Source organism: Gottfriedia sp. NPDC058432, from assembly GCF_042721555.1.
Classification (GTDB): domain Bacteria; phylum Bacillota; class Bacilli; order Bacillales; family Bacillaceae_G; genus Gottfriedia.
Genome location: NZ_JBHXLC010000013.1, coordinates 76,487 through 89,758 on the forward strand (window position 1 = coordinate 76,487; position 13,272 = coordinate 89,758).

The 13,272-nt window shown below is 30.2% G+C and carries 16 protein-coding genes; 5 read left to right on the forward strand and 11 right to left on the reverse strand.

Annotation, left to right across the window (positions count from 1 at the left end; genetic code table 11):
• Positions 1–22 precede the first annotated feature (22 nt).
• From ACFWM3_RS14825 to ACFWM3_RS14835, 3 genes are all read right to left on the reverse strand, one after another.
• The gene (locus ACFWM3_RS14825; RefSeq protein WP_056466262.1) at positions 23–832 is read right to left on the reverse strand and encodes a basic amino acid ABC transporter substrate-binding protein; all 810 of its coding nucleotides are present in this window, start codon (positions 830–832) and stop codon (positions 23–25) included.
• A 306-nt stretch (positions 833–1,138) separates the two neighbouring features.
• Complete coding sequence (locus tag ACFWM3_RS14830) at positions 1,139–4,219, reverse strand: AAA family ATPase (protein WP_390311860.1); 3,081 nt, start codon at positions 4,217–4,219, stop codon at positions 1,139–1,141.
• A 2-nt stretch (positions 4,220–4,221) separates the two neighbouring features.
• Complete coding sequence (locus ACFWM3_RS14835) at positions 4,222–5,379, reverse strand: exonuclease SbcCD subunit D (protein ID WP_390311861.1); 1,158 nt, start codon at positions 5,377–5,379, stop codon at positions 4,222–4,224.
• Between the two features lie 201 nt (positions 5,380–5,580).
• On the opposite strand from ACFWM3_RS14835, the gene ACFWM3_RS14840 reads away from it, so the two are divergent.
• Together ACFWM3_RS14840 and ACFWM3_RS14845 are read left to right on the forward strand one after the other, a co-directional pair.
• The gene (locus tag ACFWM3_RS14840) at positions 5,581–5,898 is read left to right on the forward strand and encodes a thioredoxin family protein (protein ID WP_390311862.1); all 318 of its coding nucleotides are present in this window, start codon (positions 5,581–5,583) and stop codon (positions 5,896–5,898) included.
• Between the two features lie 215 nt (positions 5,899–6,113).
• Positions 6,114–6,311, forward strand: a complete 198-nt coding sequence (locus ACFWM3_RS14845) for a hypothetical protein (RefSeq protein WP_390311863.1) — start codon at positions 6,114–6,116, stop codon at positions 6,309–6,311.
• 181 nt (positions 6,312–6,492) lie between these two features.
• Here ACFWM3_RS14845 and ACFWM3_RS14850 read toward each other — a convergent pair whose 3' ends face one another.
• The gene (locus ACFWM3_RS14850; protein WP_390311864.1) at positions 6,493–7,116 is read right to left on the reverse strand and encodes a phosphatase PAP2 family protein; all 624 of its coding nucleotides are present in this window, start codon (positions 7,114–7,116) and stop codon (positions 6,493–6,495) included.
• Positions 7,117–7,214: 98 nt separating this feature from the next.
• Positions 7,215–7,391 (reverse strand): YozD family protein, encoded by a 177-nt coding sequence (locus tag ACFWM3_RS14855; protein WP_069032035.1) that lies wholly within the window; start codon positions 7,389–7,391, stop codon positions 7,215–7,217.
• 153 nt (positions 7,392–7,544) lie between these two features.
• Between ACFWM3_RS14855 and ACFWM3_RS14860 the strand changes: the two genes are divergently transcribed.
• Positions 7,545–7,700, forward strand: coding sequence for a hypothetical protein (locus tag ACFWM3_RS14860; RefSeq protein WP_156339597.1), 156 nt, complete (start codon positions 7,545–7,547; stop codon positions 7,698–7,700).
• 13 nt (positions 7,701–7,713) lie between these two features.
• Here ACFWM3_RS14860 and ACFWM3_RS14865 read toward each other — a convergent pair whose 3' ends face one another.
• From ACFWM3_RS14865 to phaQ, 4 genes are all read right to left on the reverse strand, one after another.
• The gene (locus ACFWM3_RS14865; protein ID WP_069032034.1) at positions 7,714–8,289 is read right to left on the reverse strand and encodes a hypothetical protein; all 576 of its coding nucleotides are present in this window, start codon (positions 8,287–8,289) and stop codon (positions 7,714–7,716) included.
• A gap of 62 nt (positions 8,290–8,351) precedes the next feature.
• Positions 8,352–8,483: a hypothetical protein gene (locus ACFWM3_RS14870; protein WP_390311865.1), complete on the reverse strand. Its 132-nt coding sequence runs from the start codon at positions 8,481–8,483 to the stop codon at positions 8,352–8,354.
• Between the two features lie 175 nt (positions 8,484–8,658).
• Complete coding sequence (locus ACFWM3_RS14875; protein WP_390311866.1) at positions 8,659–9,240, reverse strand: hypothetical protein; 582 nt, start codon at positions 9,238–9,240, stop codon at positions 8,659–8,661.
• On the reverse strand, positions 9,237–9,659 hold the full coding sequence (phaQ, locus tag ACFWM3_RS14880) for a poly-beta-hydroxybutyrate-responsive repressor (protein ID WP_390311867.1): 423 nt from the start codon (positions 9,657–9,659) through the stop codon (positions 9,237–9,239). The genes ACFWM3_RS14875 and phaQ overlap by 4 nt, the downstream gene beginning before the upstream one ends.
• Before the next feature lie 159 nt (positions 9,660–9,818).
• Between phaQ and ACFWM3_RS14885 the strand changes: the two genes are divergently transcribed.
• The gene (locus ACFWM3_RS14885; protein ID WP_390311868.1) at positions 9,819–10,601 is read left to right on the forward strand and encodes an alpha/beta fold hydrolase; all 783 of its coding nucleotides are present in this window, start codon (positions 9,819–9,821) and stop codon (positions 10,599–10,601) included.
• Positions 10,602–10,762: 161 nt separating this feature from the next.
• Entirely contained in the window at positions 10,763–11,386 is a 624-nt protein-coding gene (locus ACFWM3_RS14890) for a hypothetical protein (RefSeq protein WP_390311869.1), read from the forward strand.
• Positions 11,387–11,520: 134 nt separating this feature from the next.
• Here the strand turns inward: ACFWM3_RS14890 and ACFWM3_RS14895 are convergent, their stop codons facing one another.
• Both ACFWM3_RS14895 and ACFWM3_RS14900 read right to left on the reverse strand, forming a co-directional pair.
• A complete protein-coding gene (locus ACFWM3_RS14895; RefSeq protein ID WP_390311871.1) occupies positions 11,521–12,990 on the reverse strand; it encodes a recombinase family protein in 1,470 nt (489 codons plus the stop codon).
• Positions 12,984–13,139 carry a hypothetical protein gene (locus ACFWM3_RS14900; RefSeq protein WP_335408428.1) on the reverse strand — a complete coding sequence of 52 codons (156 nt, stop codon included), beginning with the start codon at positions 13,137–13,139 and terminating at the stop codon, positions 12,984–12,986. Before ACFWM3_RS14900 ends, ACFWM3_RS14895 begins: the two co-directional genes overlap by 7 nt.
• Positions 13,140–13,272: the final 133 nt, after the last annotated feature.

The following is a 13,272-nucleotide window of genomic DNA, read 5'->3' on the forward strand; positions in this document are numbered from 1 at the left end:
CTGTTACGCAATTTTTAATTTCCTATTTATTTTCTTCTGCTTTTAATGTTTCAAGATCTGGCTCTGATCCAAAATGCTCTTTATAAATTTTTTCATAAGTACCATTGTTTACTACTTCTTTAATTGCTTTATCAAGTTTACCTTTTAATTTACTTCCATCTTGAAGTAATAGACCGTAATATTCAGGTTCAAAGCTATCTTTATCATCAATAACAACTAGCTTTTTATCTGGATTATTTTTTGCATACGCTTCAAGAACACCATTGTCCGCAACTACTGCATCCGCTCCTCCACTAAGAAGCTCTAAAATTGCTAAATTGTTATTTTCGAATTTTTTAAGATTTTTATTGTTTTTACCAAACATTTTTTCAACAGCTTCTTGACCTGTTGTACCATTTTGCACGGCTACAACTTTACCCTTCAAATCTGCGGCCGATTTAATACTACTACCTTCTGGAACTAGAATTTTATTAATCGATAGAAAATAAGGTGTGGTAAAATCATATGTTTTCTCACGATCTGCATTGATTGAAATTGAAGACATACCAATATCAGCAGTTTTACCACCAATTTCAGCAAATAATGGGTCCCATCCAGTATTCACAATTTTGATTTTTACCCCAGCTTCTTTCGCAACTGCATTAGTAAAATCAACATCGAATCCTACTATTTTACCGTTATCAAGATATTCAAATGGTGCATAGGCAGCATCAGTAACAACTCTTAACGGTTTATCTGCTGATCCGCTTGTTTTCGCATCCTTACCACACCCCGATAAAATTAGAGCTGTCGTTACAGCAAATGCAAACGATAGTTTTTTAACCTTTTTCATTTCAATACCCCCAATTATTTTTGATTTATGTAAGTAAATTTCTGATTAGAATAAATTTATTGAAAATTTGGTATATTTAGATTTTTAATTATTATATCTATTCTTGTTTAAATATGCAATACTATGTCAATTATTGCCAAATCCCTCCATTAAGCAGGTTGATTGAAAGGATTTATAAAAGTAAATTTTTATATTACTAATGTATCTATAGATAAATATATTTCATTCAAAAAATTCTAGTCAAAATCTTTTTAGTAAAAATAAAAAACCGGAAACTTTCGCTTAGTTTCCGGCACACTTTCATCTTTATTTAATTAAAATTGATAACTCAGAATATCCCTTGTTTGTTTTATGAACTTCAATTACTGCAGGCATTGCATCCTTTACATCTTGCACATGTGAAATAACGCCAATTAAACGGCCAGATTTTTGAAGCTGAATAAGGGTATCAATTGCTTTTGATAACAACTCATCATCTAACGATCCAAATCCCTCATCTATAAACAACGTATCAATTGATACACCACCTTTATGTGCTTGAATAATATCTGCCATACCTAGCGCTAAGCAAAGTGATGCATTAAACTGCTCTCCACCAGATAATGTTTTTACATCCCTAGCAAGACCTGTATAGGAGTCATAAACTTCCAATCCTAAACCACTTTGTTTCCTTCCTTTTTCAACTGCATCTTTCCGTTGCAATTGAAATTGACCATTTGATAAATGATCAAGTCGAATATTTGCCGATTCAATAATTTGTTCAAAATAATCCAATAAGACATATCGCTCAAACGAAATCATTTTATCATTATCGCCTTTTGTAACTTTATATAAATCCGTTAATCCTGCTAACTTTTGTTCAGCTTTTACAAATTCCTCTTGATAATTTTGCAGGTCAATTTTCAATTGACTTAATCGTTTATTTAATTCTTGGATCCGAATCATCTCGTTAACAATAGCGTCTAACTGCTGAGTAATTTCTTGTACCTTCATTTTAAGTTCACTTACATCAATTTTTTTCATCGATTGAACTTGTTTTTCAAGCAACTCTTTTTCAGTACTTAATCTTTGAAGATTCTCTTCGAACAATGATAAATCATTTCGATATTGATCAACCATTCGTATATGATCAATTGCACTAATAAACTCAGATTCTCCATTAAACTCGTACTCGGATAATTTATCATGATAAAGAATCGTTGTTTTTCGAATCTCTTCATTTAATTTTATAACTTCATTCTCAAGATGAGTGCGAGTAGTTTCTTTAATCGTCTTCTGTTCAGTTAGGCTTCTAAATTCTTCTTCAATTTTTGAAATTTTAGCTTTTAATATTGAAATACTTTTTTCAATTTCATTTTTTTCCATTTGCCATTTTTCAAGAGTTCTTAAAGGTTCTGGTAATTTTGATTCAATTTGTACGATCTGAATTTTCAATTCATTTAGTTCATTCGTAAACTTATTCATTGCCTCAGTCTTCTCAGTAACTTTTAAACTTATGTCCCTAATTAATTCTTCTTTTGTTTTTATTAAATGATTAATTTTTTCGAAAGCAGCTTTCTTCTCAGTCAGATTAGTTAAGTTTGATTTATTCTCATTAAACTCATCAGCTAGAGCTTTAAGCCCTTCATTTGTAAAATCAAATTGTCCATGCTCATCAAAAAATGATTCTTCATCAATTTTTAATGAGTTTTCTTTACTTTTAATTTCACCTTGAATTGTTGCTAGTTCAGTCTGAAATTGATTTACTTGCATTTTTAATTTTTCGGCTACTTCTTCATTGACAGTCCCATTAAATTTAGCAAGCGATGGGTGATGGGTACTTCCACAAACTGGACATTGCTCTTGATCTTTTAAATCTTTCGCTAAAAAAGCAGCTTTTTGCTGATGCATTTCAATTTCAATTCTATCCAATTCATTTTTTAATTTTAGATGATCTAAATTTTTTAGTTGATATTCATTTAGTTTTTGCTCTAATTCTTTTTTTGCAAAAAAGATTCGTTTAGCAAACCCACCTTTTAATGAGATTTCCTTGTTTAATAAGGACAATTTCGCCCATTGATCATGAATACCTTCTAAGTCATGTAGTTGCTGCTTTAATTGAATTAATTCTTCGTTCTCTTTCTTTAAACCATCTTGTAATGTCTTTTCTTCATTTTCGTATAATAGAATCTGTTTCGATTTATTATGAAACGCTACCTTATGATTTTGAAAATGTTCTACATCTTCTTTTAAAGCTAATAAATTACTCAATTGGCTTTCTAGGCTACCTAATTTTTTTTGCTCTTCAGGTAAAGTAGCAACTTCCGCAGAAATTTTTTCAATTTTAATAAGTGTTTCTTTTAAACTCTCTATTTCGAATAATAATTTATCGTTTGTAACTTGTAGTGAATTTTTTAGTTTCTCAAGTTCAGTTTTTATAGGCAATACTTTTTCAGCATTTGTGGCTAATTTTATTTTTATTTTTTTATCTTCTATTTCTAACTCTTGACCTTTTAACATCGTTAATAATTCAATTACTTCATTTAATCGATCAATATTTTTATTATGAGCTTCTGCTGAAAATAACTTTTGCTGGCTAGTTTCTAATTGTGATTTTTGTATTTTCTCATTTTCTTCAAGTCTTTTTAAATCTTCTATTATACTTGATATATGTTCAGTCAATATCTCATTAACAAGATGAAGATTAATTTGAGAATCGTCGGAAATTTGAATTCCTTTTTCGCTTAACAATTTTTCAATTACTTCTAATTTAATAACGATTTTCTGCTTTAAATTAGTAAATTTACTTTCCATGGTTCTTCTAGCTAAATTCAGAGTTTCAGTTACTTTTTCAAATAGTTCAGTTCTGAAAATTTTTCGCAAAATTTCTTCCTTTTCCTTTGTATCCGAAACTAATAATTTTCTAAATTCACCTTGAGGTAGTAATACGATTTGTTTAAATTGATCTGCATTGATCCCTAATAATTCTTCTACTTTTTTATTGACGATTGAAGTTTTATTAAATTCCTGACAATAAGGTACTTTTTCCTCATTCTCAATTTTATAAAACTCTATTTTATCGCCTGTAATACTTTTATTTTGTTTCTTTTGATGTCCTTTTTGTCTAAAAATATTATAATGGTTTCCTTTTAATTCAAATGTCAATTCAACACTGGTATATAGATCATCATCTGCAAAATGACTTCGAAGTAATGTTTGGTCATTCCTATTTTCACCGCTCGCTTCTCCAAAAAGAGCAAAACAAATCCCATCAAATATTGTTGTTTTACCTGCACCAGTTGGACCAGTTATTGCAAATAATCCTTTTTCATTTAGTCGACTAAAGTCAACATATACCTTATCCTTATAAGGTCCAAATGCATGAAGTACTACTTTTAACGGCTTCAAATCTATTCCTCCCTTACAAAGATTTCGTGAATAATCTCTTTCATATATTGTTCATCTTCAATTTTCAAATCTTCATTTTTCATTTCTTTATAAAAAGATTGGAACAACTCAAGTTGATTTTTTGATTGTTTTTCCACTAAACTCAGTTGATTTGTTTGTTCTGTTTGTAATGTCGTTCGCTTTCGACTAACATGCATTGCATTTGGATAAACTGTTCTGATTTGCTCCATCGGATGTACTACCATATGCTCATCAGTTAATTTAACAAATACATAATCATCATTCACAGAATGCTGTCTGATTTCCTCAATCGTTCCTTCGATCGATCTTAAATCTCGATTTGGATGAAAATCTTTTTTAACTATTGATAGCTCACCGTCAGCTTTTAATTCAACAATTAAGCAACCTTTTTTATGGTTTTCTTCAGAAAGTGAGTATTTTAATGGTGATCCAGAATATCGAATTGATTGATTTCCTACAAAATGTGCCCGATGTAAATGTCCTAGAGCTGTATAGTTAAAATGTTTAAAATTATGATGTGATACGTATTCAGCTCCACCAATAGAGAGGGTTCGTTCTCCCTCTGTCTCTTCATCTGAAGGCTCACCATTATTTGTAACGAATGCATGTCCAACAAATACATTTCGGACTGTTGGGTCTAATTCTTCATCTCTTATTTTATTGATGATTGCTTTCATAGCGTCATCATGTGAATGAATATCATCGTTTTGTAAGATATAACGTACAATACTTGGTTCGGCATACGGAATTAAATAAAAATGAACTTCACCCTCTTCATCATTTAAAATTACTTTCTTAAATGGAGTTTGAAATTTCCCTACTAAATATAAGCCTTCTTTTTCCATAAAACGGCTACCAAATTCAATGCGTTCAGCGCTATCATGATTTCCAGCAATCGCAAGAATAGGCGTATTGCATTCAATTACAATTTTATGGAATACTTCATTTAATAGTTCAATCGCCTCAGTTGGAGAGATACTTTTATCATATAAATCGCCTGCTATAACAACTGCATCTGGCTTTTCTTGTTTAATTATTGAAATGAATTCATCTAATAATAAATATCGTTGGTCTTCTGTCATATGTACACCATGTACAATTTTACCAAGGTGCCAATCTGCTGTATGAATAAACTTCATTAAATACACCTCATCATTTTATTTACTATCATTGTTACTAATTTTTAGTACAACTTTTCTATCTTATATTTTACATCAACATACGAACATTTGTATCCTTTTTAATCACATTAATTCTAAAAATGCATTATTAAGTTAAAATAATTGAAATACTAATAAATATGATTCAAAATAAACTTATCAAAGCTTTAGGAGGCAATTATGGAAAGAATAGAAGAAGTAAAAAAATATGAGGAAATAATTAAAAGTGAAAAGCCAATCGTGGTGAAATTTTATGCAACTTGGTGTCCTGATTGTACACGTTTAGATGCTTTTATCGGAGACGTTATTGAAGAGCACCCATCATTTACTTGGTACACAATGGATCGCGATGAATTCCCAGAAATCGCTAGTGAACAACAAGTAATGGGAATTCCGAGTTTACTTGTATTTAAAGATGGCGAAAAAATTGGCCACTTACATAGCGCAAATGCAAAAACGCCAGAATCAGTTGAAGAATTTTTATCAACTTTTGAATAATATAAACTTAGTTAAATCATGATGTGAATGGGAATATCCCTAAACTCTAAATAAAATAAATTAAACCACAAGGTAATCCTTGTGGTTTTTCGTATGGTTTAACTTTTTTGTACATACCTTTTTTCCTGGCCTACATGACTTTAACAATTATAGGCAATTTGGACTTGATTTAAATCATATATATCTCATGAGGTAATTTATTGTGCTTAATTTAATTGAAGATGTTGTTCGCTTTCCTTAAAGCACTAACAGGTGGAAGAACGGTTTCACGATTATTTAGAACATATCCTTTTAAAGTGTTACATGCAAGTAGTGTTTTAAATGGAATCGATTATGGTTTTTCTGATCAAGAAGGTATGTTTTTTAGAACAACGATTGATACGAATACTAAAATCAATCATTTCCCCTTATGAAGTAGTTGTCAATATAACATATGGCTTTCGCTCTAGAGAATTCGATAAACGTACTGATGCTACAATAAAATATACATTATTTTTATATCAAGTGTATTGGCCTTAATTTCTCTCGTAACAAATAGTACTCAAAAAGAACACCTATATCATCTCGATTATAGGTGTAATTTTTCCTATTAAATTAAAGCTGTTGTCTTTCATGTAAATTAATAAATACATTTTTACAAATACTGTACCATGCATATCCTACTAACCATCCTGCAATAATATCTGAGAAATGATGTACATGCAGGTAAATTCTGCTCATTGATATTAAAAATATCATGAAAAGAACGATAAATTGAATCAATTTTTTGTGTTTCATCATTGCAGGTTGAATGACTATTAAAATAAAGCCTAATGTTAGAAAGAAGGATGTTGCCATAACTGCATGTCCACTTGGGAAACTAAATCCACTTTCCACATAGTACATTGAACTTGGTCGTGGTCTTTCATATAGATCTTTTAAAAATGAAACAACCACTCTAGCTGTCAATAAAGTAATAATTAATGATATACCAGTCCAAATACGCTTACGTATAATTGCATAAACTAAAACAATGACTGCAAATGTTAAATACATTTTTGAAGATCCAAAATCTCTTAAAAAATAACAAAATGAATCTAGTGCATCTGTTCGAATGAATTCAAAGAATTTAAACGCTGAATTGTCCAAACTCCGAATTATGTTCGAATCATAAATAAGTCCTAAAATAACAAATAGAAAAATAGAAGTAAAAATTAGTATCCAATTATTTTTTTTCATATAATCCTCCAATATAAATTCCAGATCATGCAGTTAAATGCTTGTACTTTCGATACACAAAAGAAAAACGACGAGAGCTCCCGTCGCCACTTTCATGACTATTCTTCTTCCTCATCAATTTCATCAATCATACATTTTTCCAGTAAGTACTCAAAAGTAATATCCGCTAGTTCTTCAATTTCCTCTTCCTCAGGAACATATCCTCGCTGAATGAGCTGTTGATAGAAAAATTCTGCTATTTCTTCCGTATCAATAACTACCTCAATTTCTTTCACTAGCATCACCCCTTACTAGTTAATATGTGAAAAATGAGAAAATATGAAAAAAACCTTACTAAGCACAAAAAAATATTAATATGTAACCTTTAGCATAATACAACATTGACAAGCATATATTCAATTAAAACATGTTAAAGGAGCGAGATTCCAATGATAAAAATGGACAAGCTAGCTAATTTAAAAGAAATTATGGTTAATGATGAAAAGTTTGAAGAAGCCGTTGAAAAACTGACGACAATTGCATTTTTTATTTTAATAGGGATAGGCATACCTTTTATGATTCATATAATTCTACAATTATTGTAGAATATCCTCTCTCTCAATTTGTTTTCTTCTCTGAGAATTTATTTAAATTTTTAAGCACTAGATCCATCACAATTTTATATTCTTCGTCTTGGAAGATTGAATATAAAACAGCGTAATCATTATATATATCTAATAAACCGTCAATTATTTCTTGTTTTGTTGTTTTATTTCTGTTTTTATTAAAATCATTCATTGAGCGAAGTTTTTCTAAATCTAATTTTGTAATGCCATTTTTATCATTTCTTAGTTTTTTTAGAATTGCATTTGCAGTTTGCGCTGATGCAATAAGAGTTAAATCTGTTTCATCGGCTTCTAACCATTCTCCATCAGTAATACGCGCTAGTTCGTAAATTGTATCTTCCCACGCGTCATTTTTATATCGCCAAACCTCAGTTCGGTACCCAACAATTCTAAAAATTTCTTTTTCATAACCATTTACTTGAACAAGATCCCCGAAAGAAAATGAATAATTTACTTCTATCCATTCTTTTTCAAGTTTTTTCCCATCATATTCGTTGAGAAGCTGAAGAGTATTCTCAACATAAAGTCCGTCATGATTATTGACTTCATAAACAAAAACGCCATCCATCAGTTTAATATTTATTAACTTTCTATTTTTATTGGCTATTAAGACAAAAATACCACTCAAGTTTAAGTGAGTGGCTTATCAGATGTCTTTATTTTTATCTCGTCATTTTTTATTTTTAAAGTTAATTTTAGTAATGCTTCTGCAGCTAGCTTTGCATTTAATGTTCCAATTTCTTCATATTTAAACTGATCCATGAAGAAACACCCCTCTATAGACTATTCAAAGGTCTAGTCTATAGTTCTCTTAAGTAGGAATTGTAATCTATAAGAAAATCAGATAAGACATAAAAAAAACAACTCTTCTGATTTAAATGAGTTGTTTTGAGTGTGAAGACAAAGACTGTTTATCATTAGCTAATTGCATTTTTCCTTATTTATTAACAGATGTAAACATTTTAAAGCTATCCTCAATACGATGGTTAAAGCTTGTATGTGCTGTTCTTAAATATTCCAAGTAATGTTCATTTAATGATGACCATACTCGATCTCTTTCCTTTAAACTCTCTATGTAGTATTTTCCAGTTTGTTCATATTGTTCTTCTAGCTTTTCCATTAACTCAACTGAGGCTTTGTACGGTGTAAATAGGAACTCACCAAATTTATTTACCGTTTCTTCAAATAGATTCACACTTGATTGAATTTCTTGGGCTGCATTTGAATTTGCAATTTTAATATTTGATGAATTTACTCTTAAATGATTATTAAAGGACTTTACTTCTCCAAATAAACCATTTACTGCATTACGATATTCCTCATTAAATTTCCTTGTTTCTTTTAACACTTTAACAAACGAATTTAACTTTTGTTCTCTACTGTCTCTTAGATGAATCAAACTACTTTCATATTGATCCCAAAGTGTATTAAAAAAAGGATCCATAAAATATTTTTCTACTTTCTCATCTTCAATTTTTTGAACTTCCACCTTTGATTTTGAAGCTTTCTGTATCGTCAAACTTCTTCCTCCTCTTTTGGTATCGATTTTTTCTCTATTTTATCCTCTCTTTGTAATGGAGGAATGTAGAGTTCTAGAAAACTAGTGTACATTTTGAAAAATTGATCTAGCATTGATTGATAAAGTTCGAGTTGTCTTGCGTTACCTGTTAAGTATGCCTTCCCAGCCTCAGTAATTGAATAGCAGCGCTTTGCAGGTCCGCTTCCTTTCGTATCCCATTCCGATTGTACAAGATTTTCTTTCTCTAGTTGTCTTAGTAATCGATATAAATTTCCTTGGTCAAGTGTTTGAAACCCGAATGCGTGGAGCTTTTGAATTAGATCATATCCATGAAGTGTCATCCGACTTAGGAGTAGAAGAATAAAAGGCATTATAAAATTCTTTGATGGAGTAATATTTTTATCTTTATCATTGTTCATTGGTAACACCTCTATAAAAAATCTATAGGTGTATTTTACACATATATGAATATAGCGTCAATACAGTCAATATAATTTATTATAAATTTTCAAAAAACTTCAAACATAGCGTTTATTCGTTAAATATTTTAGTAAAAAAGTTACAAAGGAGTGATAAAATTGTACGTTATAAAAACGGAAAGTATCAAACTGTATTATGACCGGTTAGGTACTGGAGAACCTCTCGTATTAATTCATGGTCTTGGAGAAGTTAAAGAAAGCTGGTTTAAGCAATATGAACTAGCGAATGAATTCGATTTAATTATTCCTGATTTGAGAGGTCATGGAGAAAATGATTTAACTGAAGGGATCTCAATTAAGAATTTTGCAAAAGATGTACTTGATTTAATGGATGAGTTAGGAATTGAAAGTGCGCATATATTAGGCTTATCTATGGGTGGGATTGTTGCCCAAGAGATGTACCGCCAAGCACCTACTAGATGTCGCTCTTTAATTCTAGTTAGTACATTTCATTTTGCTCCAAGATTACTAGGATTATGGTTTATTCAATATAAAGAGCTTCGTTCAAAAATTTTCACTCCACAACAGTTAAAAGAGATGACAGCAAGAACATGCCTTTTTTCATGGGAAAAAGAGTCATTACAACAATTCAAACAATATTATCGCCCAAATCCAGAAGGTTATGACAAGTCAATGAAAGCCTGTTTTAAGGTCGATAACAGAGAATTGTTACCAAATATAAAAGTGCCAACGCTTATTATTGGTGGTCAGTATGATCCGATTACTCCAGTATGGCTTCAATTAATAATGCATAATAGTATTCCAAATTCAAAATTAGTTATTTTCAAAAATACTGGCCATGTATCCAAAATGGAAGCTGCAGAAAAATTTAATCAAACGATTCGCTCTTTTTTAAATAAACAAGTAGCTGTTAAGATATAAGATTAATTTCGAACAAATTAGATCACCTATTTCAGCTTTCTTTTACCTAATAAAGTTTTTTATAAATACGTAAAAAATGACCTTTATAAAGGTATTGCATCTAATAGTACTATTCTAAAAAAAGCCTCCATATAGTTTAACAAAAACGGGAGGCTACCAATATGTACGAAAATTGGCTGGATACATTATCATCTAATGATTTATTTCTGACCTTTCTATCAATCTTAATTGGTGCAATAGGTGGTTATGCCAATATATTATTAGCAAATGAAGGCTACATTAGAAGTTATCGTTTTAAAGATTCTGATGGTAGAGAAAGATATTCACTAGGTTCTAAGCGAGAAATAATTCTTGGAGCTATGGCAGGTTGTATATCGTACCTTATTGCTGTTCTAACGACAGATGATCAAACTCCTGTATCTATTATCATTTATGCTTTTATTTGTGGAGTTAGCGGCGGTGCATATTTAGAAAAATTGGTTGATAAAAACGTTAATAACAAAATCATTGATTTTAGTTCAACGCTTGAAGAAATGGAAAAAGAGAAAAATAAGAACAAAAAGACAAGTGCCCCTTCGACTACCATGGGAAATATGCATCAAACTGATACTGGAGTTGTCGATGGAATAGAACTAAATAATGAAAATGACAGCACGAATGATGCAACGAATGAAGAAGTTGATTTTCATTACAATATTTTAATGAAAAGGTTAAAATGTGCAAGAAGTACTAAGGAAGCTGAAAAATATTTTAATGAATTAGTTAGTTTGATCAATAGCAGATAAATAAAAAAAAGTTCAGTTCAATCTTTTCGAAGATGGTAAACTGAACTTTTTATTTTAACTTTGAGATTCTCAAAAAGTAATAACCGAGTGGCAGATTTCTAGAGGGAATCGTTTCATTGAAGATAATTAATGTGTTAGATCCATTCTATTTTAATAGTGGCAATTTCCTTACTTCGAGTAGTATCATGACTTGAATCCATATTACTACTAAACCATATTTTATTAATAAATACTTTTAAAAATTGATTACATAGTTCAGGATCAATTCCTTCTAAATCGTCCAGAGTTTCAATGATCTGCTCTATTTTTTGACGATCTTCTTTTTTGTTTCTTAAATTCTCTATTTGAGTCTGAAAGAGTTCAATTTGCTCATTCATTTGATTCTTTTGAACGATTAGTTCATTTTTTAATTCTTCAAATTCATTTTTAGTAATTTCTCCATCCATTCTCATTTCTCTAACATTATTATGTCTTTTTTGAATTTTATCCTTCTGTTTGATTAACGAAACGAGTTCAGTCGTTAATCTTTCTTCTAGTTCGATTGTTTTCTGAGAATCTAGTATTTTTAACGCATTCTCTAGCTCTGATTTTTTTTCTTTAATACTCTTTAAAACAAATTCTTCAACTAATTGATATTTATAGCCCCGATCATTACATTGATTGTTTGATATTTTATTTGAACATGATTTTATAAAATCAATATTTGAACGATCTTTTTGAATATATCGCTTCCGCCCACAGCAATTACAGTATATTAAATTTTGTAACCTACGAATTGATTTTCGGTTTGGAAAATAAACATTTTTATTATTTTCTAATATAGTTTGGACGGCAAAAAATTGCTCCTTTGTTATGATTGCCTCATGCGCATTTTCAATAAAAACTTCATCAATAATTTTATTATGAATACGCCTTCTAGCCTGAATTGCTCCATAATATACAGGATTCGTACGTAGCTGGCTAATATGTGATGTAGTAAGGATTTTACCTTGCCTACTTCGCCAATTTAACCTATTTAATTGTCGGGCTATTTCATTTACTGAAACACGTTCTAACGATTTATCGAATATTAGTCGAATGATTTTCGCTTCGTCTTCAATTATTTCTAATTTTTTTTCCGAATTTTTACGATATCCAAGTGGGGTCTTATTACTCATTACCCATTTTCCTTGCTCCGCTGCTGCTAATCTACCTCTTGATAACCGCTTCTTTATCTGTTTATATTCAAAATTAGCCAATACTGCTTGAAATGAAAATAACATTTCATTCGTTTCCTGGGATAAATCTATTTTACCTTGTGGGGTTAATATTTTAATATCATTTAAGATCAATACTTGCTTAATTTGTTCCGCATGAGCATTATCACGTGAAAGACGATCTATATCCATAATAATTAAATAATCAAATTCATGTATTTTCTTAAGCAATAAATTTAATTGTTCCCGCTCTGTATTGACACCGCTCGAAATTTCCTGATAAATGATATATTTTAAACTATGTTGATTGGCAAGCTTGATCAAAGCGTTTTTATGATTAAGTAAAACTTCTTCGACTTCTTTTTGTTCTTCGTTTCTTGAGAGTCTGAGATAAATAGCTGCTAACATAAAATCACCTTAGTATTATGCATTTTACTTAAGTGATGAATTCCCAATAAAAATAGAAAGTTTATATTTGTTATCTTACCGACAGTACCATATAACGTAATCACGACAATATCATCTACGTTATATTTGGGTTGTTTTTTCTTCGTCATACTTCTTACCTCCTTCTCCATACGTCGTGACTAATTCGTTTTTACTGTATACTATGCAACCAATAGATAATTGTCTGTCATTTTCATAGTAAATAAAAAAAGGGAATAGCCTATTTTGTAGGTAAGAAATTAA